Raw genomic sequence first — 21,337 nt, forward strand, 5'->3', positions numbered from 1 at the left:
TGAAGGGACGTTCAAGGCTATCGACGGTTGTCCCCCATCGCGAATCCGGGTCCGCCGGAATCCCGGCACCGCTGTACCCCGACCACGGCGTGTCGCCCGTCGCCACGGGGATCGCGATCGTAACCGTCCCGTTACAGTTCAGGCGCCTCGCATGTTTGTGTGCCGCCCCGGTTCCACGCACCTGTAGCGTGTCGCGCATGACAGCGCAGAACGACACCGGGGTGGACCGCGCGCCCGCGAACGACTTCTCGCACGAGCAGGAGGGCTACCAGCACGGTCTGAAGCCCCGGCAACTGCAGATGATCGCCATCGGCGGCGCGATCGGTACCGGCCTCTTCCTCGGCGCCGGCGGCCGACTGCACACCGCGGGTCCGGCCCTCGCGGTCGTCTACCTGATCGCGGGCATCTTCGCCTTCTTCATCCTGCGTGCGCTCGGCGAGCTCGTGCTGCACCGCCCCTCCTCCGGGTCGTTCATCTCCTACGCCCGCGAGTTCTACGGCGAGAAGTTCGCGTACGCCGCGGGCTGGATGTACTTCCTGAACTGGGCGATGACCTCGATCGTGGACACCACGGCTGTCGCGGTCTACCTGAAGTACTGGTCGGCGTTCACCGCTGCTCCCCAGTGGCTCCTCGCGCTGATCGCCCTCGTCGTCGTCCTCGCCGCCAACATGGTCGCGGTCAAGGTCTTCGGGGAGCTCGAGTTCTGGTTCGCCCTCATCAAGGTCGCCGCCCTCGTCGCGTTCCTCGTGATCGCGCTCGTCTGGCTGATCTGGGCATTCCCGGTCGAGGCCGGCGGCGAGACCGTCCGCACCGGCTTCAGCCTCTGGGCCGACAACGGCGGTCTGCTGCCGAACGGGCTGCTCCCCGCCGTCCTCGTGGTGCAGGGCGTCGTGTTCGCGTACGCGGCCATCGAGCTCGTCGGCACCGCCTCCGGCGAGACGCAGGACACCGAGAAGGTCATCCCGCGCGCCATCAACTCGGTCATCCTCCGCATCGCGGTGTTCTACGTCGGCTCGGTCGTCCTGCTGTCGATCCTCCTGCCGTACACCGCGTACAAGGAGGGCGAGAGCCCCTTCGTCACCTTCTTCTCGTCGATCGGCAACCCGCAGGTCGGGGCGATCGTCGGCTCGATCATGAACTTCGTCGTGCTCACCGCCGCACTGTCGTCGCTCAACGCCGGTCTGTACTCGACCGGCCGTGCGCTGCACTCGATGGGCATGAACGGCTCGGCGCCGAAGTGGACCACGAAGATGTCGAAGGGCGGCGTGCCGTACGCCGGCATCCTGCTGACCGCGGCGTTCACCGTCGCGGGCGTCGTGCTCAACTACTTCATCCCGAGCCAGGCGTTCGAGATCGCGCTGAACATCGCCAGCCTCGGCATCATCACGGCGTGGGGCACGATCATCCTCTGCCAGATGAAGCTCCGCTCGTGGGCGAAGCAGGGGCTCGCGAAGGAGCCGTCGTTCAAGCTGCCCGGCGCGCCCGTGACCTCGTGGCTGACGCTCGCGTTCCTCGTGTCGGTGCTCGTCCTGATGGCGATCGACTACCCGGTCGGCACCTACACGATCGCGTCCCTCGTCGTCGTGATCCCGCTGCTCGTCGTCGGCTGGTTCCTGCAGCGTGACCGGATCCTCCGCATCGCCTCCCTGCGCGAGGGCGTGACCGGTCCGTTCCCCGTGACGGGCCGTGACCCCGCGAACCAGGTGCGCCGCCGGGACGAGGACGGCAACTGACCGTCTCGCTCCTGTCCGGATAGCGACGACGTGGCTCGACGCCGCGCGCACGGGTCCGGCACCCCTCGGTACGATCGGCGGGTGCCGGACCCTTCTGCATCCCCCGCGACCTCCTCGCCCGTGCTCGATCTCCAGTTGACCTGGCGCGGCACGTTCGGCCGCGTCCGGGTGTTCGACGACCACGTGTCGGCCGAGACCAGCTTCGAGCGCGACGGACTCACCCAGGTCCCGATGGACGCCGTGCACGGATGGCGGATCGAACCGTGCGACTTCGACGCCGTGTGCGTCGAGTTCGTCACGACCGACGACACCTACCGGGTGCTGCTCGACACGTCGGACGAGAAGGTCGCCGGGCTCGCGCTCCGCCGGGCCTTCGGGGCGCCGCTGCCGTCCGAGTCCTGACCCGGGCCGTTCTCCCGGCCACTCACGGCCAGGTGCGCTCCGCCTGCCCGTCGGCGACCCGCTTCGACCACACGGCATCGAGTGCGGCCGTCTGCGCCCCGGTGAGCACGACGTCCCCGACCGCGACGTTCTCGGCGAGGTGGTCGGTGCTCGAGGTGCCCGGGATCAGCAGGACGTCCGGTGCGTGCCCGAGCAACCAGGCGAGCCCGAGCTGCGCGGGCGTGATGCCGAGGTCCGTCGCGATGCGCAGGGCCCCGGGCTCCTCGGCGACCTTGGGCAGTCCGGGGAACGCGCCCCCGAGGGGGAAGTACGGCACCCACGCGATGCCGTTCCGCACGCACACGTCGAGGAGCGCCTCGTGCTCACGCGCCACCAACGAGTAGGCGTTCTGCACGCACACGATCCCGGCCGCGAGCCCGCGTTCGAGGACCTCGCCGGACACCGCGCTCAGCCCGATGCCGCCGATGAGGCCCTCGTCGCGCATGGCGGTCATCTCGGCGAGCTGGTCGTCGAGGTCGACCAGCTGGTCCCCCTCCGCGATCAGCCCGGGACCGATGTCGGCTCGGCGGAGGTTCACCACGTCGATGCGGTCGCGCCCGAGGCTCCGCAGGTTCGCGTGCACCTGCTCGCGGAGCTGCTCCGGGCGCTGCGCGAGCGCGAGCGGCACCGGTGCGTCCACCCGGACCGCGCCGACCTTGCTCACCACGACGACCTCGTCCGAGGCGCCGAACGCCCGACGGATCACGTCGTTCGCGACCCCGTCCCCGTAGAAGTCGGCGGTGTCGACGTGGTCGACCCCGAGTTCCCGGGCACGGTGCAGCAGTGCGACACCACGGTCGCGGTCTGCGTCGAAGCGTTCGAGGGCCATCGCGCCGTACCCGATGCGTGCGACGGTCCGTCCGCCGAGGTCGTACGCGCCGCCCGGGCGCTCGTTCTCGTTCTCCTGCATGAGGTCTCCGGTAGTCTCGCCTGAAGCGGAGGAACCTCCGCTTCGCCGATCATAACCGGAGGTACCTCCGCTTTGTCCAGTGAGCCGACATCCGAGCGCCGACGACCGCGCGCCGACGCCGCCCGCAACCGCGAGCGACTCGTCGAGGCCGCACGAGCGGCGTTCACCAGCGACGGGGAGGACACCTCGCTCGAGGGCATCGCGCGGGCGGCCGGCGTCGGCATCGGCACGCTCTACCGGGCGTTCCCCACGCGCGAGGACCTCATCGCGGCCGTGTACCGCGCCGAACTCGACGCAGCACTCGACACCGTCGACGACCTGCTCCGGTCCGCGTCCACCGGGGCCCGGGCACTCCGGGCCTTCTGCGGTCGGTACGCCGAGTTCGTCGCCACGAAGCGCGGCCTCGCCGAGACCGTCCGGGTCGGAGCGCTCCGGGGTGCCGCCGAGGCCGCCGGCACCCGCGACCGCGTGAACGCCGCCGTGCAGCGGTTCCTCGACACGGGGGCCACGGACGGTTCGCTCCGACACGACCTGCTCGCGGACGACGTCACCGCGGCACTGATCGGGATCCTGCTGTCCACGCGGGACACCACGGGCGCCGAGCAGACCGGTCGCCTGCTCGACATCCTGCTCGCGGGGCTCAGTCGGAGCCCCGCGCGAACTGCGTGACGCGGAAGGTCGCTCCCTGCGGGTCCCGCAGCTCGGCCGCCCGCGTCCAGAAGCCCTCCCACGTGCCGAGCACGGTCCCGCCGAGGCGTTCCGCCACCGCGGCGGCGTCGTCGCGGTCGGCGACGCTGAACGACACGTGCCAGTCGTCCGGACCGGAGTCGCTGCGTGCCAGGGCACCGACCACGTCGGCGAAGCCCTCCGGAGCGCCGACCTGGCGTTCGCGGATGTCCGGGTCCGACGTCGCGGCGAGGTGGTCGCCGTACCCGGGCAGTCGGACCATCGCGCTCGGGCCCTCCTGCACGTCCGAGACCTGCCACCCGAACAGCTGCTCGTAGAACGAGAACGCTTGCTCGGGCTCCGTCGAGCGCAGGTCGCTGAACACCCAGCCGCCGGGTGCGTTGACGTGCTGCGCGCCGAGCCGTGCACGGGCCTGCCAGAGCCCGAAGGCGGCACCGCGGGGATCGACGCAGTCCACGCTGCGACCAGCAGCTCCCCCGGGTCCGGCGTCCTCCGGCGCAGCCGCCGATCCACCGAGCTCCACGACCCGGGCGGCCACGGTGTCGGCGTCGTCCACCGCGATGTACGTCGTCCAGGTCGCCGGGTCCTCGCTCGACGCGATGGCACCGACCTCACGCCCGTCGACGCTCACGATCCGGTACGACCCCGGGACGCCGGGTGGCAGGCGTTCCTCGAAGTCCCAGCCGAACAGCCCGCCGTAGAACGCCTGCGCGGCATCCGGGTCGGGTTGGCGGGCGTCGATCCAGCTCGGGACGCCCTGCGGGTAGGTGCGCGGGGTCTGGTCGGTCATCGTCGCTCCCGGGTCCGCCGGCGCTCAGCCGGATGCCCCCGGTCTACCGCGCACCACCGACGCGCGCACGCCTCAGTCGTCGGTGTCGACCCGGTCCGTGACGACGTCACCGGAGCCGGCGTCGATCCGGACGCTGTGCTTCGTGCCGGACGGGTCGCGGACGTCGCCCTCCCAGACGACCTTCCCGAGGTGGTCGTCGAGTCCGAGCTCGGTGATGGTGCCGGCGTGCAGGTCCTCGAGCTTGCCCGCAGCGGCACTGACGTCGAGGTCGGCCGCCGCGACGAACCGGTCGTTCTCGGCGCGGTCGTCGGCGTCGGAGGTCTCGGCGCGCGGCGAGCCGGACACCGAGGTGCCGTCGGCGTTCGTGTGGACCTCGTGTTCGCTGCCGTCGTCGGTGACGACCAGGACCTCGTACGCCGAGCCGTTCTGCTCCTGCTCGACGGACATCACGACACCGGACCCGACGGCCTTCCGGGCGGTCTCGACGGCGGCGCGCAGGGCGTCGTTCGACGCGGCTGCTGCGGTGGGGGTCCCACCGGGAGCGTTCGACGACGACGCTGCGGACGACGACGAGTCCGAGGAACCGGACTGCGCGGTCGAGCACCCGGCGAGGGCGAGCGCGGCGACGAGCGGAAGGGCGGTGAACCCGGCGATGCGACGGGCGGAGCGGACTGGGGCGGTACGGGGAGTGTTCATGCGACCAGCGTGCCGACCGGGTGCTGAAGCAGACCTGAAGCGACCTGTTCAGCCACCGAGTGCGATGCGCACGACGAACCGCGCACCCCCGAGCGGCGAGTCCGTGACCGCCACGTCACCGCCGTGCGCCCGGACCGCGTCGCGCACGATCGCGAGGCCGAGCCCGGCGCCGCCGGCGTCCCGACTCCGGGCCTCGTCGAGCCGCACGAACCGCTCGAACACCCGGTCGCGCTCCCCCGCCGGGATCCCGGCGCCGTCGTCGTCCACCGTCAGGACCGCCCGTCCGCCGTCCTCGGCGAGCGCCACTGCCACCCGGGAGGACGCGTGCCGGACGGCGTTGTCGACGAGGTTGCGGACCACCCCGGCGAGCACGCGCTCGTCGCCGAGGACGCGGGCCGCGGCGATCCCGGAGCCGTCGACGCGGACGCGGCCGGCGCCCCGGGCCCGGGCGACGGCGTCGAACGCCAGGTCGTCGAGGTCGACCGGCCGGCGGTGGCCGATCCCGCCCTCGTCGAGCCGGGAGAGTTCGAGCAGCGCCGTGACGAGGTCCTGCAAGCGGAGCGCCTCGGACCGGACGACCTCGGACAGCTCGGTGACGTCCGTGCGCTCGGGGTGCGCCGCGGCGACCTCGGCGTGCTGCCGGATCGTGGCGATCGGCGACCGCAGCTCGTGGGAGGCATCCGACACGAACCGCCGCTGCCCCTCGGCGGAGCGGTCGAGTCGGTCGAGCATGGCGTTCATCGTGTCGGCGAGCCGGGCGATCTCGTCCCCGGTGTCCGGCACGGCGATGCGGGCGTCCGGACGGGCGGCCCGGATCGTCTCGACCTCGTTCCGCATCCGCTCGACCGGGCGGAGCGAGCGCCCGGTCACGACCCAGGTCACCAGGCCCATGAGGAGCACGAGCACCGGCACCCCGACCGCGAGCAGCACCACGGCCGCGCCGACGGCGGCGTCGGTCTGTTCGAGCGAGACGCCGTAGACGACGGTCGCCTCGCCGCCGCCCGGCAGGTCGACGTCGTCGGCGACGAGCAACCACCGCTCGCCGTCGTGCGACCAGCGGCTCTCGTCGGCGGTGGGCAGCGCGGGCGGGTCTGCGTCGTCGCCGTGGGCGAGCACCGAGCCGCCGTCGCCGACCACCTGGACGAGGACGTCCTCGTAACCGCTGACCACGCCGGCGCCGTCGGCCTCGACCCGGGCGGACGCCTGCTCGAGTCCGGACTCCGCCGCGGTGCGCACACCGTCGAGGAGCACGAGTCGCAGGACCACCACGAACGCCGCAGCGCCGACGAGCAGTGCGGCGAGCACCACCACGATCGCGCCGACCGTCGTGCGGGCCCGGACGGACCGGAGACGCCGCGTGGGCCGGGGAGCGTCAGCCACCGTCGGCCGCCAACCGGTACCCGGCACCGCGCACGGTCTCGAGCGAGGTGCGCCCGAACGGTCGGTCGACCTTCCGCCGGAGGTGCCCGACGTAGACCTCGACGATGTTCGGGTCGCCGTCGAAGTCGACGTCCCAGACGTTCTCGATCACTGCGCGCTTCGAGCAGACCTCACCGGCACGGCGGGCGAGGAACTCGAGCACCGCGAACTCCCGGCTGGTGAGGTCGATCGCGGTTCCGCCGCGGGCCACCGTCCGGGCAGCAGGGTCGACGACGAGGTCGCCGACCGTGAGGACCGCCGGCCGCTCCCGGGCGCCGCGGCGGACCAGCGCCCGGAGGCGTGCGACGAGCACCGGGTGCGAGAACGGCTTGGTGACGTAGTCGTCGGCCCCGGCGTCGAGCGCCTCGACCTGGTCCCACTCGCCGTCCTTCGCCGTCAGCATGAGGACCGGTGTCCAGTCGCCGTCGGACCGGAGTTGCGCGCAGACCGCCCAGCCGCTGAGACCGGGCATCATGAGGTCGAGCACGATCGCGTCGTAGCTGAACTCGCGGGCGTGCCAGAGGCCGTCGACGCCGTCGTGCGCCACGTCGACCGCCCACCCCTCGGCTTCGAGGCCACGGCGGACGCCGTCGGCGAGCCGCACCTCGTCGTCGACCACCAGCACGCGCATCCCACGATCCTGCCGTGCCCCGCTGAAGCGGGCCTGAAGCGCCCTGGACGCGACCAGGGGCCGGACTGGAGGCGCGGTGCGGGCCCGCCCCGCGCCTCCAGGCCGTCAACCAGTCGCGTCCAGGGCCGCGACGATCGCGACCGCGCTGCGCACCAGCAGCGCCGTGAGCGCGTCCGCGGCGGCGTCGTCGTCCGTCGGGACCTCGTCGAGCATCTCCTCGACGAAGGCGACCCACGAGCGCAGGGCGCTGCGCAGCAGCGGACGGTCCTCGTGTCCGAGCTCGGTGAACACCGCGATCACCCGGCGGGCGTTCTCGTCACGGGCCTCGTCGATGAGCGCCCGTGCCTCGGCGTCGCCGGCGGAGGCACCGCGGACGAGCGCGTGGAACGTCCCGCGGTGCTCGGTCACGAACGCGACGAAGCGACGGAGGGTGTCCTCGAGCCGGGCGAGCGGTTCGAGTTCGTCGCGCGGCTCGGTGGCGTGCAGCATCGCGTCGCGGGCGGTGCGGACGATGGCCTCGTGCAGGCCCTGCTTCGTGCCGAAGTAGTGGAAGAGCAGACCCCGGGAGACCCCGGCGTCGGCGGCGAGCCGGTCGATCGTGATGTCCTCGAGGGGTTCGTCCACCAGGGTCGCGACCCCCAGGGCGACGAGCTGCGCACGGCGTTCCTCGGAGCTGAGGCGGGAGCGCTGGCGGTCGTCGGGCACGCGTGGAGCCTAGCGAGCGGGCATGCCCGTCCCCCGAACGGGTGACGATTTTGTTGACCTGAAGTCAACAACGGGTCTAGCGTGGCCTGCGGTCGCGACGGAGCGGCCGTCACGAGGAGGAACGATGTTGTTCACCAGACTCACCCGCTCGCACGGCGGCCGCGTCGCACTCGTCGCCGTCCCGGTCGGGATCGCCACCGCCATCGCGTTCGGCGGTGTGGCCCAGGGAGCGGTCCCCGTCTCCTTCTCGGTCTCCGGCCAGCAGTTCCAGATCAGCGCCGACAAGCTCGACGGCCAGCAGTTCTCGCAGTACGCCGGCGTCGCGAAGGACACCGCGGGGAACGACCGCCAGGTCGCGATCGCCAACATCGGGTCCGCGACGCTCGCGAACCTGTGCCAGTCCGTCACGACCGAGACCCCGATGGGCAAGGTCGGCGTCATGATCACCGCCGGCGGCGGGAAGACCCCGGCGTCCGCGAAGGACCTGCAGATCGGGATGACCGACCTCAAGGGCGACGCCGAGTTCCACGACATCCGGATCGGAGTCGACGCCTCGACCGTCAGGGGCGACCAGCACGGCAGCGCCGGCGACTTCGCCCAGGACGCCGACGCGCTGACCATCGACGGCGTGCAGCAGACCGCGTGGTCGACGACCGCCGGGACGTTCACGTTGACGGGCATGCACCTGCAGCTGACGGACGGCTCGAAGAGCTGCTTCTGATGAGCGCCCACGCCGTCGCCCCCACGTCGCCCTGGGCGCGCTTCCGGGTCTGGGCCCGGTCGCGCCCGTTCGTCGGCGGCCTGCTCGTCGTGCTCGGTGGGATCGAACTGTTCTGCTCCGGCCAGCTCGACCTCGGCAACATCCGGATCCAGTTCGGCATCGAGGGCCTGCAGGCCACCGTGATCCCGATCGCCCTCGTGGCACTCGGTGTCCTGGCGGTGTGCTCCCCCGCGCAACGGGTCTTCTACGGGATCGTCGCGCTCGCCCTGGCGGTGTACTCGCTCATCGGCGTGAACCTCGGCGGCTTCGTGCTCGGGATGCTGCTGTCCGCGGTCGGTGGTGTGCTCGTGGTGGCGTGGATGCCGCGGGAGTCGTCCGAGCCGGCCGACCCCGAGCGTGACGAGGGCGCCGCGTGAGCCGTCGGCTGCGTGCGTCGCTCGGGATCGGGACGGTGCTGGTCGTGTCGGCCGCGTTGACCGTGACGGGTGGGACGAGCGCCTCGGCGGCGGGGTTCTGCATCCCGCTGCTCATGGACTGCTCGGCGCCTGCTCCCTCGTCGACGCCGTCCTCGCCGCCGTCGTCGCCGTCGTCGCCGCCGTCGTCGTCTTCACCCTCGAGTCCGTCCGTCCCCTCCGGGTCGGACACCACAGCCCCGTCGTCGCCGGGCTCCGGGACGGGTTCGGGTCCCGGCCCGGCATCCGGCGGCGACGGTGCCACCCGTGATGCTGCTCCCCCGACGACGGCCACGCCCGACGCAGCGTGGGGAGCGGCGGTCCCGGACGACACGACGGTCTTCACGCAGCCGTCGGCGCAGCTGAGCAGTTCCTCCATCGGGATCGGCGGCCTGTCCGGGCTCGCGCTCGTGCAGGTGCCCCTGGCGGACGGTTCGGAGATCACCGTGATCCGGCTCAGCGCCGACCGGGTGGCGATGGACGACTTCACGCTCGACGTCCGCGGCGAGTCGAACGGGACCTCGGCGGTGACGACGGACGCCCGGATGGAGCTCCGTGGCCACGTGCAGGTGTACCTGAACTCGGTCACGGCCGAGCTGCCGGGAGGGAAGCACCTCACGCTCGGCGCGGACACCCCGCCCCCGGGCGGCGAGCTGCCGACGACGTGGGCCCGGGTCGACCTCGGGCTCGTCGGCGCCACCGCCGACAGCATCACCCACACCGGGTCCGACCTGCGGGTGCGGCCGGGCGCGTAGGGGGCGTGCCGGGCGCGTAGGGGGCGAGCCGGGCCGTTCCGGGCGTACCAGGCCGTTCCGGGCGTACCGGGCCGTTTCTTTCGACCAGGTACGCCCGATTCCGCTACCCACGGCACGCGTGATGGGAAGGAACAGACACACGGGAGGCACGTGGCGGCGCCGCACCGCGCCTCCAGGCCCGCCCGCGGCTTGCACGAGCCCGCTGGGTCGACCGCATCGAACTGTTCCGCGGGTACCGGGTCCTTTCGGGCGTACCGGGTCGTTCCTTTCGACCAGGTACGCCCGATTCCGCTTCCTACCTCACGCGTGATGGGAAGGAACAGACCGACGGGAGGCACGTGGCGGCGCCGCACCGCGCCTCCAGGCCCGCACGCGGCTTGCACGAGCCCGCTGGGCCGGCCGCACCGGGCCATCCCGCGCGTAGCGGGTCCTTTCGGGTGTACCTGGCCGTTTCTTTCGACCAGGTACGCCCGAGTCCGCTTCCTACCTCACGCGCAATGGGAAGGAACAGACAGACGGGAGGCCCGTGGCGGCGCCGCACCGCGCCTCCAGGCCCGCACGCGGGCGGCACTCGAAGGGTGGGCCGACCGCACCGAGCCATTTCGCGCGTACCGGGTCGTTTCGGGCATACCGGGCCGTTTCTTTCGACCAAGTACGCCCGATTCCCCTCCCTACCTCACGCGCTATGGGAAGGAACGGGCGGCGGGGGCGCGCTCAGACGAGCAGGAGGATCCCCGCGACGACGGAAGCGACGGCGATGAGCAGCGCGAGGAGCAGCAGCACGAGGTGCACCGTGTAGAACGTCGTCGGCTTCCCGGTGGAGTCACGCGCCCGGGAGTCCTTCGCGACCCGCTGGAAGAAGCGCGGCCAGGTGACGACGTTGAAGACGGCACCGATGAACAGGACGACAGCTGCGAAGACGGTCACCAGACGATCCTAGACAACGTGTGTCGGGGCCGGTGGTGCTCGGCCGCCCCCAACGCGGCCGAGACCCACCCCGGCGGCCACAGAATCTGTAGCAACTGCTACAAACCCTACACGGCCCGGGCGACGGCGTCGAGCCATCCAGTGGGATTCATGTCCCGTTCACCGCCGTGGGCGGCTCCGGCGACCACCTGGAGCCGTGCGGTGCCCGGCCACGAGGCCACGAGCGCGCGGCTGGAGTCGAGTGGCACGGTCCGGTCGGCGTCGCCGTGGACGACGAGGAGCGGCGGTGCGGGCGCGGCCACGACGGGGAGCTGGAGTCGGACGGGCGCGGCCTGGCCGGCCAACCTCGCGAGCCCCGGGACCCGCAGCGTCCACCGCAACACCGCGGCCGCCGCCCGCCCGATCGGACCGCCGCCGGCACCGTGCGCGACCGTGGCGTCCCAGTCCGACAGGGGCCCGGTGAGCACGACACCCCGGACCCGGACGGGGAGCGGACCGGCGAGCAGCCGGAGCCAGAGCGAGGCGCCGAACGACCAGCCCAGCAGCACGACCTCGGTGGCGCCTCGGGCAGCCGCGAACCGGAGCCAGGCGAGCGCCTCGTCCTGCTCGCGCAGACCGAAGCCGTGCCGGCGGGCCGGGTACCGGGCGGAGTGCGAGGCGAACAGCACGGTGTCCCCGCGGTCGACGAAGGCGTCGGCGACGTCCTGGTGCCGCAGGGAGTGCGAGCCGAGGCCGGGCAGGAACACCGCCCAGGTCGTACCGTCACCGCCCGGGCGGATCCATCCGGGGAGCCCGCCGACCGACACCGGCTCGAGCCCCGGCGCTGGTTCGACGTCCGGCGTCTCGTACAGGGCGGCGGCCCGACGAGCGATCACGGTTCCGGCGATCGGGACGAGCACACCGACGACGCCGGCCACGACACCCGCGGTGCGCACGGCGGCGGTCAGGGGTCGGCTACGCGACATCGAGCGCAGCCTCGGCGTCCGCCAACGCCTGGCGCTCCGCATCGCTCAGGGTCTGGCGAGCGCGACGAGCACCGTCGTTGATCTCGACGATCAGTCGGCTGAGACGCGTGGCGGGGTCACCGGAGTCCGGGTAGGCGTTGTCGATCCCGATGCGCTCGTGCAGGGGCGCGAGGCGATGCAGGGCGACCTCCACCCGTCGGGAGCGTCGGCGCCGCGAGACCTGGTGGCCGATCACGAGCAGGAGCATCCCCGAGGAGACGCAGATCACCGCGCCGGGGGTCGTCACGTCGTACGGCAGCGCGAGCGCGTGGGTCAGGTCGAGGCGACCGGCGACGTGCGCGAGGTCCATGACCACGACGACGACCATCCGCACCACACCGAGGACGCCACCGAGCACGAGGACCCACAGGCCGACGAGGTCCGTCGTGGTCCGGGCCTCGCGCAGGTGCAGCACGCAGATCAGCCCGGTCGCGCCGAGGGCCACCCCGAGGTAGACCGTCTGCGCGATCGAGTAGACCGTGGCGGCCGGGTGCTGCCCGGCGTCGAGCATGAAGGTCGTCGTGGTCGCCGGCTTGTCGAGGACCACGAAGGCGACGACCACCACGACCACGACCACCGCGCAGGTGACGACGATCGCGTTCCGGAGCCACGGCCGCGCAGCGCCGACCGCCTTCGCCACGCCCCAGAGCAACGTGCTCGTCCCGGCGACCATGAGGCAGTCGCTGATCACGGTGACGACGTTGAACCCGCCGAACAACGGGTCGAGCCACAGGTAGAGCGGGTCGACGTTCGTGACGATCGTCGCCGCGAAGAGCAGGAACGTGATGGCCAGCGTCCGGTCCTGCCCGCGCTGGAGCACGAACAGCGTCACCGTGCCGGCGATGAGGAGCAGCGCCTGGACGAGGGAGACGATCACCCGAACACCCCGCGGAACGCACTCGGACGACCGCGGTGGCCGCGGATGAGCCCGGCGAGCCGGTCGGCGAAGACCTCGGCCTCGTGCTCGTACTCGTTCGAGAACAGCCCGCGGGCGAGGGCCCGCTCGACCTTGTACTCCGGCAGGTCCGGGATGACGTCGCGGATGTACGCCGCCTGCGGTGCGTGGTCCTGGTGGCGGTGCAGGATGTGCCCGAGCTCGTGGCCGATGACGAAGGACCGGAAGGTCTGCGACGCCGTCGGCGAGATCATCACGAGGTGCTGGCGTTCCAGGGTGGCCACGAATCCGCACACCGGCTCGGCGGCGAGGAACGCCTCTTCACGCACGACGATCGGCTTGCCGACGACCTCGGCCGCTGCCGACACCGCCTGGTCGACGTCCGACCAGCCCTCGGCGGCTCCGCGCGCCCAGAACGCCTCGACGAAGTCGGCGGTCATGCGACGCTCCCCCGCTGGGACTCCTCCTCGAGGACCTCCGCGATGCGGCGGAGGGCATCGGGCGAGAGCTCGCCGGGGAAGGTGCGGGCCGCGAAGCCGCTCACGCGTGCCGAGCGGAGCGACCGGACGAGGGCGAGCTGGGCGCCGATGCGCTCGGGGACGTCGCTGTCCTCGAGCAGGAAACGCTCGTCGACCTCGAAGAACCCGGCCAGCAGGCGGAGCAACCCGGTGTCCCGGTTGCGTCGTCCGTCGCCGGAGAGCATGTACGTCCACTTCGCCCGGGACAGCGATCCGCCCTGCTCCGCCACGTACTCCTCGACCGCGGAGAACGGCACGGGCGAGCCGCGCTGCGCTTCCTCGAAGTCGAGCAGGAGGTTGAGTCGGCGCGCCAGTTCGGCAGCGTCGAGGACGCCACCCTTCGGAGCTGCTGTCGCCATGTCGATCGGACTCCTCCCCAGCCGCACGTCGTGCAGGACATGCTAGCGCGGACCGCCGGGTGCCCGCCGCTACCCTCGGGACGGTGAGTCCACGCTTCCCGTCCACGATCGCCGAGCCGGTCGAGCACGAGATCGTCATCACCAAGTCGCGGTTCATCACCACGGTCGCACCGGTCGCGGGCGTCGAGGACGCCGACCGGCTGATCGCCGAGGTCCGCCGACGCCGGTGGGATGCCCGGCACAACTGCACCGCCATGGTGACCGGCGTGCTCGGGGACCAAGCCCGGTCGAGCGACGACGGCGAACCCTCCGGCACGGCTGGGGTCCCGATGCTCGAGGTCCTGCGCCGGCGCGACCTGACCGACGCCGTCGCGGTCGTCACGCGGTACTTCGGCGGCGTGAAGCTCGGCGCCGGCGGACTCGTGCGCGCGTACTCGACCTCGGTGTCCGAGGCGCTCGACCGGGCGACGCTCGTGCACCGGCGGGCGCTGACCCGCGTGACGGTGGACGTCCCGCACGCCGATGCCGGCCGGATCGACAACGTGCTGCGCGACTGGGTCCGGCACCACGACGCGACGCTCGGCGATCCCGCCTATGGCGCAGCGGCGACCTTCGAGCTCTGGGTGCCCGGCGAGGCGATCGAGCCGCTGCGCGCGGACCTCGCCGCGACCTCGGCGGGCACGCTCGACCCGGTGATCGGCGACGAACGCGTCGTCGACGTCCCCGCACCCTGACGAACGATCTCGCACGCAGATCGCACTCCGGGCGTGTCTCGCTGGTGCCATCTCAGAGCCGGGAACGACGAAGGCCCCGGTCGTGGTGACCGGGGCCTTGCTGGTGCGCCCCCTCGGACTTGAACCGAGAACCCACTGATTAAGAGTCAGTTGCTCTGCCAATTGAGCTAGAGGCGCCTGCCGCACTTCCGTGCTGCAACGGGAAACAACAATAGCATGGGTTTCGCGTGCTCCTGACCACTCGGGGCACCGGACTCGACAGGAGCACCATGACCGACCGTCTCGCCGCCGGCGACACCGCCCCCGACTTCACCCTCCCGGACCAGGACGGCACCGAGCACTCGCTCGCCGACCTGCGTGGCAAGAAGGTCATCGTGTACTTCTACCCGGCGGCGTCGACCCCGGGCTGCACCACCGAGGCGTGCGACTTCCGGGACAACATGTCGTCCCTCCAGGCAGCCGGCTACGAGGTGCTCGGCATCTCGAAGGACGAGCTCCCGAAGCTCAAGGAGTTCCAGCACGAGCAGGCGCTGACGTTCCCGCTGCTGAGCGACCCGGACCTCGCGGTGCACAAGGCGTACGCGGCCTGGGGCGAGAAGAACAACTACGGGAAGATCGTCACCGGCACGATCCGGTCGACGATCGTGGTGGACGAGGACGGCACCGTCCAGCTCCCCCTCTACAACGTGAAGGCGACGGGGCACGTGGCGAGCCTGCGGAAGAAGCTCGGCCTGGTCTGAGGACCAGACCAGACGACGGACTGGAGGCGCGGTGCCAGCTGGCACCGCGCCTCCAGTCCGTTGGTCGGTACCGTCTACTCCGCCGGACGGGCGAGCGCGTCGGTCACCGGACGCGACAGCACCAGCGTGATGCCCAGCAGCGCGGGGATGAGCAGGAGCCACCCGACGGCCGGCACGCGGAAGACGCCCTGGAACGCGCCGATCGCCAGCGCACCCTGCAGCACCTGCCAGACGATGATCCCGGAGCGGACCCAGGGGCGGCGGTTCCGGAGGCCGACGAACAGCGCGCCGAGCCAGAGCGCCGCGATGGCCGCCAGGATCGTCAGCGCGATGCCGGACGCGAGGCTCGAGGCGGGCGCGACGATCAGTTCGACGACGAGGACGATCGTCACGACGACGAGGGCGGCGAACTCCACGCCGACCACCACGAGGAGCGCCACGAGGGCCGGCGACCTCCGCTCGGCGGGGGCGGACTCGTTCGGGGTGGTGTCGGGCACAGCATTCCTCCAGCGTCGGAACCCTTGATTTGGCCCTACCAGTATGGAACGATATTCGAGGTCGTTTGGACGGCACGATGTGGTGTGCGTCTCCCGTGGTTCGACGCTCCTCCCCCGAGCGTTCTGCGGGCGTCAGACTCGCTTCCAGCGGACTCCTCCCCCACGGGTGTCCCCTCGTGCCTCGCGCATGCTCAGCGTTCCGATCCCCGAACCGCGGCCCCGGCCTGCCGTTCGAGCATCGATTTCAAGGAGCACCACACATGGACTGGCGTGACCAGGCAGCCTGCCTCACCGCGGACCCCGAGCTCTTCTTCCCCGTCGGGAACACCGGACCGGCCGTCGACCAGATCGAGAAGGCCAAGTCGGTCTGCGCTCGCTGCACGGTCACCGAGATGTGCCTGCAGTACGCACTCGAGAACAACCAGGACTCCGGTGTCTGGGGTGGCCTGAGCGAGGACGAGCGCCGCGCGCTGAAGCGTCGCGCCGCCCGCGCTCGTCGCGCTTCCTGACGCCGCTCAGCCCCCGCGCCCTGCGCGCCCGACGCCCGCCGCCCCCCGGGGCCGGCGGGCGTCGTCGTGTCCGCGGCGCGCCGCGGTCCCGGTCCCGGTCCCGGTCCCGTTCCCTCGAGTGGTTCGGGATGCCGCCGCACAACCAAAGTCACGCGACACCGCGCCATTGCGTGGCGCGAATGCACTTTGGTTGTGCGGCGGGTCCGCCGGACGCCGGGCACCGGACACCGGGGCCCGGCCGGCGCCGCGCCGCCCGCGGGCGCTACGCGGCGCCGGCGGCCGTCAGCCAGCGGAACGGGATGGTGATCGTCACCTCGGTGCCGCTGCCGGTCAGCGTGTGCCAGTCGATCGTGCCGCCGAGCTCGCCCTGGATCAGGGTGCGGACGATCTGCGTGCCGAGACCCGAGCCGACCTTGCCCTCCGGCAGACCCCGGCCGTTGTCGCGGACCTGGATGTCGAGGTGGTCGTCGGATCGCTCGGCCACGATCTCGACCTCGCCGTCGCGCCCGTCGAGCCCGTGCTCGACCGCGTTCGTGACGAGCTCGGTGAGGCCGAGTGCGAGCGGCGTGGCGGCCTCGGACGGCAGCACCCCGAACTCGCCGGTCTTCTTCGGGTGCACGGTCGTGTTGTGCGAGGCGGCGACCTCGGTGACGAGCTTGAGCACGGAGTCGAACACGTCGTCGAAGTCCACGGTCTGGCTCAGCCCGCTCGACAGGGTGTCGTGCACGACCGCGATCGCCGCGACCCGGCGCATCGCGTTCTGCAGTGCGGTCCGGGCCTCGTCGGAGTGCGTGCGACGGGCCTGGATGCGCAGGAGGGACGCCACCGTCTGCAGGTTGTTCTTCACCCGGTGGTGGATCTCACGGATCGTGGCGTCCTTGGTGATGAGCTCGCGCTCCTGGTGCCGCAGTTCGGTGACGTCGCGGCACAGTACGATCGCGCCGATGCGGGCACCGTGGTCGCGGAGCGGGATCGAGCGGAGGGACACGGTCACGCCCTTGGACTCGATGTCCGCACGCCACGGAGCACGTCCGGTGACGACGAGCGGCAGGGACTCGTCGACGTCGAGCTGGGCGCCGATGAGCTCGGTGGTGACCTCGGCGAGGGACTTCCGCTCGAGCTCGCCCTCGAACCCCATGCGGTTGAAGGCGCTGAGTCCGTTGGGGCTGGCGAACGTGACGACGCCGTTCGTGTCCAGGCGGAGGAGACCGTCGCTCGCGCGCGGAGCGCCTCGACGGGGACCGGCCGGCGCGCCGATGTCCGGGAAGTCGCCGGTCGCGATCATGCCGAACAGGTCGTTCGCGCTCGCGGTGAAGTTCAGCTCCTGCCGGCTCGGGGTGCGCATCTCGTCCTGGTTCGAGTGCCGGGTGACGACGGCGATCGGACGCTCGGTGGTCTCGGCGGAGTTCGCGCTCAGACGGCGCAGCACCGGGATGGCCCGCACGCGGGTCGGGGTGTCCTCGTACCAGTCGGGCTCGGCGGAGTCGACGACCTTCGCGCCGGCGAAGCACTCGGTGACCTGCTCACGCCACTCCTCGCGGATCTCCTGCCCGACGATGTCCCGGTAGAAGAGCGTCGCCGCGGAGCTCGGGCGGGCGTGGGCGACCGCCACGAACGAGCCGTCCTCGGCAGTCGGCACCCAGAGCACCATGTCGGCGAACGACAGGTCGGCGAGCAGCTGCCAGTCCCCGACGAGCAGGTGGAGCCACTCCACGTCGGCTTCGGAGGAACGGCCTTGTGCGAGGACGAGGTCACTGAGGGTCGACACCCCGCCAGTCTAGGTGCGCCGCACTGTGGAGAACTCCTCGCTCTCCACAGCCTCAAGAGCGTTTGTATTTCTCATGTTGTACTCCCCATACGCTCAGCCCCGACGAAAGGGGCAGGGGTGGCGGAGCAAGCACGGCGGGTCGGCGACGTGGCGGGGAGGGTCGAGCCGCCGCGGCTCACCGTGGTCCCACCACCGAACGACGTCGAGGAGACGGCACGGGCACTGGGGCTGTGCGTCGCGGAGATCCTCACCGGCGCACGCGAGGTCGACAGCATCGCGCGGTGGATCACGGACGAGGTGCACCGGCACCTGCAACAGCGGGCAGCGATCGCGTCCCGGTCACGCCAGCTCGGCGGACGATCACGTGCGCGGGCACTGCTGCGGGTCGGCAGCGTGATCGTCTGCCGTCCGGCGGACGGCGTCGCCGAGGCGACCGTCATCGTGCACACGCGCAGCCACGCACGGGCGGTGGCGATGCGGCTCGAAGAGCGGCAGGGACGGTGGCGCGCGACGGCGGTCGGGGTCCTGTGACGTCCGCCCCGCGGCCGGGTCGACCGCAGACGGACGGGAGGCGCGGTGCCAGCTGGCACCGCGCCTCCCGTCGGTGGTGACGTCAGTTCTTCTTGGCGGCCTGTCGACGCTCGGCACGGTTGCTCGCCGCGGCCTGGCCGGAGGCCGTCGCCGCGTTGCCGAACGCGGAACCCTGCTCGGGTCCGGCGGCGGCCTCTGCTTCGGCCTGCGCCTTCTGCGCCCGTGCGGTCGCGGCCTGCTCGAGGCGACCGCGCTCGTCGCGCACCTCGACCTCGCCGTCGATCGACGGCGCCGAGTACTCGAGCCCGGAGACCTCGTCCTCGTCGAGACCCTTGGCCTCGATCACGGCGTTCTCGCCGTCGGACTGCACCTGGACCTCGAGGTTGAACAGGTAGCCGACCGACTCTTCGCGGATCTGCCCCATCATGCTCTGGAACAGGGCGTAGCCCTCGCGCTGGTACTCGACCAGCGGGTCGCGCTGTGCCATCGCACGGAGACCGATGCCGTCCTTGAGGTAGTCCATCTCGTACAGGTGGTCGCGCCAGCGGCGGTCGATCACAGAGAGGACGACGCGGCGCTCGAGCTCACGCATGGCCTCGTCACCGAGGAGCTCCTCGCGCTTCTGGTAGGCGAGCTGGGCGTCGGAGAGGATCTCGCGACCGAGGAACTCCCGCGATGCCTTGCCCTTCGAGCCGGCCTCGGTGATGACCTCGTCGATGGAGATCGAGATCGGGAACAGCGTGCCGAGCTCGGTCCACATCGCGTCGAGGTCCCAGTCGTCCGGCGAGCCCTCGCCGGTGTGGGTGTCGATCACGTCGTCGACGACGTTCTTCAGGAACGTCTGCGCGCGGTCGTGGATGTCGTCGCCCTCGAGGATGTGTCGACGGTCGCTGTAGATCGCCTCGCGCTGACGGTTCAGGACGTCGTCGTACTTGAGGACGTTCTTGCGGATCTCGGCGTTGCGGCCCTCGACCTGCGCCTGGGCCGAACGGATCGCGCGGCCGACGAGCTTGTTCTCGATCGCCAGGTCGTCCGGGACGTTCGAACGGCCCATCAGGCTCTCGGCGGCACCGGAGTTGAACAGCCGCATGAGGTCGTCGGTGAGCGACAGGTAGAAGCGGCTCTCGCCCGGGTCGCCCTGTCGGCCGGAACGGCCACGCAGCTGGTTGTCGATGCGGCGGGACTCGTGGCGTTCGGTGCCGAGGACGTACAGGCCGCCGGCGTCCCGGACCTTCTCGGCCTCTTCCTTGATCTCGGACTTGACGCGCGTGAACACGTCGTCCCACTCGGCCTCGTACTCCTCCGGGGTCTCCGTCGGGGACAGCCCCTTGGCGTGCATCTCCTGCACGGCGAGGAACTCCGAGTTGCCGCCGAGCATGATGTCGGTCCCGCGACCGGCCATGTTCGTCGCGACCGTGACGGCGCCGAGGCGTCCGGCCTGCGCGACGATCGCGGCTTCGCGAGCGTGGTTCTTCGCGTTCAGGACCTCGTGCTTGACGCCCTTCTTCGCGAGGAGCTTCGAGAGGTACTCCGACTTCTCGACGCTCGTCGTGCCGACCAGGACCGGCTGGCCCTTCTCGTGGCGCTCGGCGATGTCCTCGGCGACCTGCTCGAACTTCGCCTTCTCGTTCTTGTAGACGAGGTCGGTCTGGTCGATGCGGATCATCGGCTTGTTCGTGGGGATCGGGACGACGCCGAGCTTGTAGGTCGACATGAACTCGGCCGCCTCGGTCTCGGCGGTACCGGTCATGCCGGAGAGCTTCTGGTAGAGGCGGAAGTAGTTCTGCAGCGTGACGGTGGCGAGGGTCTGGTTCTCGGCCTTGACCTCGACGCCCTCCTTCGCCTCGATCGCCTGGTGGATGCCCTCGTTGTAGCGGCGGCCCATCAGGATGCGGCCGGTGTGCTCGTCGACGATGAGCACCTCGCCGTTCATCACGACGTAGTCCTTGTCGCGCTTGAACAGGGCGACGGCCTTGATGGAGTTGTTCAGGAACGATATCAGCGGGGTGTTCGCCGACTCGTACAGGTTGTCGATGCCGAGGTAGTCCTCGACCTTCTCGATGCCGGGCTCGAGCACGCCGACGGTGCGCTTCTTCTCGTCGACCTCGTAGTCCTCACCCGGGGTGAGGCGGGTGGCGATGGACGCGAACTCGGTGAACCAGCGGTTCGCCTCGCCCGAGGACGGGCCCGAGATGATCAGCGGCGTGCGGGCCTCGTCGATGAGGATCGAGTCGACCTCGTCCACGATGGCGAAGTAGTGGCCGCGCTGCACCATGTCGGAGGACTGCCACGCCATGTTGTCGCGCAGGTAGTCGAAGCCGAACTCGTTGTTCGTGCCGTACGTGATGTCGGCGGCGTACTGCTCACGACGCTCGGCCGGGGACTGGTTCGCGATGATGCAGCCGGTCGACATGCCGAGGGCGCGGAAGACGCGGCCCATGATCTCGGACTGGTACGACGCGAGGAAGTCGTTCACGGTGATGACGTGCACGCCGCGCGACGGGATGGCGTTGAGGTACGCGGCCGTCGTGGCGACGAGGGTCTTGCCCTCACCGGTCTTCATCTCGGCGATGTTGCCGAGGTGGAGCGCCGCGCCGCCCATGAGCTGCACGTCGAAGTGCCGCATGCCGAGGGTGCGCTTCGCTGCTTCCCGCACGGCCGCGAAGGCCTCGGGCAGGAGGTCGTCGAGGGTCTCGCCGTTCGCGTAGCGCTCGCGGAGCTCCTTGGTCTCGTCCTGGAGCTCCTCGTCGGACAGACTCGCGAAGTCGTCCTCGAGGTCGTTGATCGCCGAGGCGTACGCCTTCAGCCGACGGAGGGTGCGTCCTTCACCGATGCGGAGGACCTTCTCCAGCACGTTTGCCACGTGAGCTCCTTACGAGATCGTCCGCGCGACCTGCGCGATGCGAACAGCCAGT

The 21,337-nt window shown here is 71.2% G+C and carries 24 protein-coding genes and 1 tRNA gene; 10 read left to right on the forward strand and 15 right to left on the reverse strand.

The features are described 5' to 3' along the window. The first annotated feature begins 197 nt into the window (after positions 1 to 197). Complete coding sequence (locus CRP27_RS05075) at positions 198 to 1,733, forward strand: amino acid permease (RefSeq protein WP_097179678.1); 1,536 nt, start codon at positions 198 to 200, stop codon at positions 1,731 to 1,733. 81 nt (positions 1,734 to 1,814) lie between these two features. Beyond that, positions 1,815 to 2,135, forward strand: a complete 321-nt coding sequence (locus CRP27_RS05080; RefSeq protein WP_141399695.1) for a hypothetical protein — start codon at positions 1,815 to 1,817, stop codon at positions 2,133 to 2,135. 22 nt (positions 2,136 to 2,157) lie between these two features. On the opposite strand, the gene CRP27_RS05085 is transcribed toward CRP27_RS05080, so the two are convergent. Continuing rightward, positions 2,158 to 3,084 (reverse strand): aldo/keto reductase, encoded by a 927-nt coding sequence (locus CRP27_RS05085; protein WP_097179680.1) that lies wholly within the window; start codon positions 3,082 to 3,084, stop codon positions 2,158 to 2,160. A gap of 72 nt (positions 3,085 to 3,156) precedes the next feature. On the opposite strand from CRP27_RS05085, the gene CRP27_RS05090 reads away from it, so the two are divergent. Beyond that, the gene (locus tag CRP27_RS05090; protein ID WP_097179681.1) at positions 3,157 to 3,753 is read left to right on the forward strand and encodes a TetR/AcrR family transcriptional regulator; all 597 of its coding nucleotides are present in this window, start codon (positions 3,157 to 3,159) and stop codon (positions 3,751 to 3,753) included. Here the strand turns inward: CRP27_RS05090 and CRP27_RS05095 are convergent. The 5 genes from CRP27_RS05095 to CRP27_RS05115 form a co-directional block, all read right to left on the reverse strand. After that, on the reverse strand, positions 3,725 to 4,561 hold the full coding sequence (locus tag CRP27_RS05095; RefSeq protein WP_097179682.1) for a VOC family protein: 837 nt from the start codon (positions 4,559 to 4,561) through the stop codon (positions 3,725 to 3,727). The genes CRP27_RS05090 and CRP27_RS05095 overlap by 29 nt on opposite strands. 72 nt (positions 4,562 to 4,633) lie before the next feature. Then, positions 4,634 to 5,257, reverse strand: coding sequence for a PepSY domain-containing protein (locus CRP27_RS05100; RefSeq protein WP_097179683.1), 624 nt, complete (start codon positions 5,255 to 5,257; stop codon positions 4,634 to 4,636). A gap of 48 nt (positions 5,258 to 5,305) precedes the next feature. After that, positions 5,306 to 6,637, reverse strand: a complete 1,332-nt coding sequence (locus tag CRP27_RS05105) for a cell wall metabolism sensor histidine kinase WalK (protein WP_097179684.1) — start codon at positions 6,635 to 6,637, stop codon at positions 5,306 to 5,308. Continuing rightward, on the reverse strand, positions 6,630 to 7,307 hold the full coding sequence (locus CRP27_RS05110) for a response regulator transcription factor (RefSeq protein WP_097179685.1): 678 nt from the start codon (positions 7,305 to 7,307) through the stop codon (positions 6,630 to 6,632). Before CRP27_RS05110 ends, CRP27_RS05105 begins: the two co-directional genes overlap by 8 nt. Positions 7,308 to 7,412: 105 nt before the next feature. Next, positions 7,413 to 8,012: a TetR/AcrR family transcriptional regulator gene (locus tag CRP27_RS05115; RefSeq protein WP_097179686.1), complete on the reverse strand. Its 600-nt coding sequence runs from the start codon at positions 8,010 to 8,012 to the stop codon at positions 7,413 to 7,415. A gap of 124 nt (positions 8,013 to 8,136) precedes the next feature. Here CRP27_RS05115 and CRP27_RS05120 point away from each other — a divergent pair, with 124 nt between their 5' ends. From CRP27_RS05120 to CRP27_RS05130, 3 genes are read left to right on the forward strand one after another with little or no spacing between them, the layout of a single operon-like run. Continuing rightward, positions 8,137 to 8,733, forward strand: coding sequence for a DUF6230 family protein (locus CRP27_RS05120; protein ID WP_097179687.1), 597 nt, complete (start codon positions 8,137 to 8,139; stop codon positions 8,731 to 8,733). After that, entirely contained in the window at positions 8,733 to 9,149 is a 417-nt protein-coding gene (locus CRP27_RS05125; RefSeq protein ID WP_176505474.1) for a DUF6114 domain-containing protein, read from the forward strand. The genes CRP27_RS05120 and CRP27_RS05125 overlap by 1 nt, the downstream gene beginning before the upstream one ends. Then, complete coding sequence (locus CRP27_RS05130; RefSeq protein ID WP_097179688.1) at positions 9,146 to 9,940, forward strand: hypothetical protein; 795 nt, start codon at positions 9,146 to 9,148, stop codon at positions 9,938 to 9,940. Before CRP27_RS05125 ends, CRP27_RS05130 begins: the two co-directional genes overlap by 4 nt. Positions 9,941 to 10,654: 714 nt before the next feature. Here the strand turns inward: CRP27_RS05130 and CRP27_RS05135 are convergent. The 5 genes from CRP27_RS05135 to CRP27_RS18150 form a co-directional block, all read right to left on the reverse strand. Continuing rightward, entirely contained in the window at positions 10,655 to 10,867 is a 213-nt protein-coding gene (locus tag CRP27_RS05135; protein WP_097179689.1) for an SCO4848 family membrane protein, read from the reverse strand. 107 nt (positions 10,868 to 10,974) lie between these two features. Then, a complete protein-coding gene (locus CRP27_RS05140; RefSeq protein ID WP_141399696.1) occupies positions 10,975 to 11,832 on the reverse strand; it encodes an alpha/beta hydrolase in 858 nt (285 codons plus the stop codon). Continuing rightward, a complete protein-coding gene (locus tag CRP27_RS05145; RefSeq protein ID WP_097179691.1) occupies positions 11,822 to 12,748 on the reverse strand; it encodes a hypothetical protein in 927 nt (308 codons plus the stop codon). The genes CRP27_RS05140 and CRP27_RS05145 overlap by 11 nt, the downstream gene beginning before the upstream one ends. Continuing rightward, positions 12,745 to 13,206 carry an ImmA/IrrE family metallo-endopeptidase gene (locus CRP27_RS18145; protein WP_097179692.1) on the reverse strand — a complete coding sequence of 154 codons (462 nt, stop codon included), beginning with the start codon at positions 13,204 to 13,206 and terminating at the stop codon, positions 12,745 to 12,747. The genes CRP27_RS05145 and CRP27_RS18145 overlap by 4 nt, the downstream gene beginning before the upstream one ends. Continuing rightward, complete coding sequence (locus tag CRP27_RS18150; RefSeq protein WP_097179693.1) at positions 13,203 to 13,643, reverse strand: hypothetical protein; 441 nt, start codon at positions 13,641 to 13,643, stop codon at positions 13,203 to 13,205. Before CRP27_RS18150 ends, CRP27_RS18145 begins: the two co-directional genes overlap by 4 nt. Before the next feature lie 83 nt (positions 13,644 to 13,726). Between CRP27_RS18150 and CRP27_RS05160 the strand changes: the two genes are divergently transcribed. Next, positions 13,727 to 14,377, forward strand: coding sequence for a YigZ family protein (locus CRP27_RS05160; RefSeq protein WP_097180298.1), 651 nt, complete (start codon positions 13,727 to 13,729; stop codon positions 14,375 to 14,377). Between the two features lie 101 nt (positions 14,378 to 14,478). On the opposite strand, the gene CRP27_RS05165 is transcribed toward CRP27_RS05160, so the two are convergent. After that, positions 14,479 to 14,554 (reverse strand) — tRNA-Lys (locus tag CRP27_RS05165). Positions 14,555 to 14,646: 92 nt separating this feature from the next. Here CRP27_RS05165 and bcp point away from each other — a divergent pair. Beyond that, positions 14,647 to 15,117 (forward strand): thioredoxin-dependent thiol peroxidase, encoded by a 471-nt coding sequence (gene bcp / locus CRP27_RS05170; protein WP_097179694.1) that lies wholly within the window; start codon positions 14,647 to 14,649, stop codon positions 15,115 to 15,117. A gap of 74 nt (positions 15,118 to 15,191) precedes the next feature. Here the strand turns inward: bcp and CRP27_RS05175 are convergent, their stop codons facing one another. Then, complete coding sequence (locus CRP27_RS05175; protein WP_097179695.1) at positions 15,192 to 15,614, reverse strand: hypothetical protein; 423 nt, start codon at positions 15,612 to 15,614, stop codon at positions 15,192 to 15,194. Positions 15,615 to 15,874: 260 nt separating this feature from the next. Here CRP27_RS05175 and CRP27_RS05180 point away from each other — a divergent pair, with 260 nt between their 5' ends. Further along, positions 15,875 to 16,123, forward strand: a complete 249-nt coding sequence (locus CRP27_RS05180) for a WhiB family transcriptional regulator (RefSeq protein WP_022904217.1) — start codon at positions 15,875 to 15,877, stop codon at positions 16,121 to 16,123. Between the two features lie 262 nt (positions 16,124 to 16,385). Here the strand turns inward: CRP27_RS05180 and CRP27_RS05185 are convergent, their stop codons facing one another. Beyond that, a complete protein-coding gene (locus CRP27_RS05185) occupies positions 16,386 to 17,891 on the reverse strand; it encodes a sensor histidine kinase (RefSeq protein ID WP_097179696.1) in 1,506 nt (501 codons plus the stop codon). Between the two features lie 117 nt (positions 17,892 to 18,008). Here CRP27_RS05185 and CRP27_RS05190 point away from each other — a divergent pair, with 117 nt between their 5' ends. Further along, positions 18,009 to 18,422, forward strand: coding sequence for an Rv3235 family protein (locus CRP27_RS05190; RefSeq protein ID WP_097179697.1), 414 nt, complete (start codon positions 18,009 to 18,011; stop codon positions 18,420 to 18,422). 82 nt (positions 18,423 to 18,504) lie between these two features. Here the strand turns inward: CRP27_RS05190 and secA are convergent, their stop codons facing one another. After that, entirely contained in the window at positions 18,505 to 21,285 is a 2,781-nt protein-coding gene (gene secA / locus CRP27_RS05195) for a preprotein translocase subunit SecA (protein WP_097179698.1), read from the reverse strand. Positions 21,286 to 21,337 lie beyond the last annotated feature (52 nt).

The organism is Curtobacterium sp. 314Chir4.1 (assembly GCF_900215175.1).
In the GTDB taxonomy this organism is placed as follows: Bacteria; Actinomycetota; Actinomycetes; order Actinomycetales; family Microbacteriaceae; genus Curtobacterium; species Curtobacterium pusillum_A.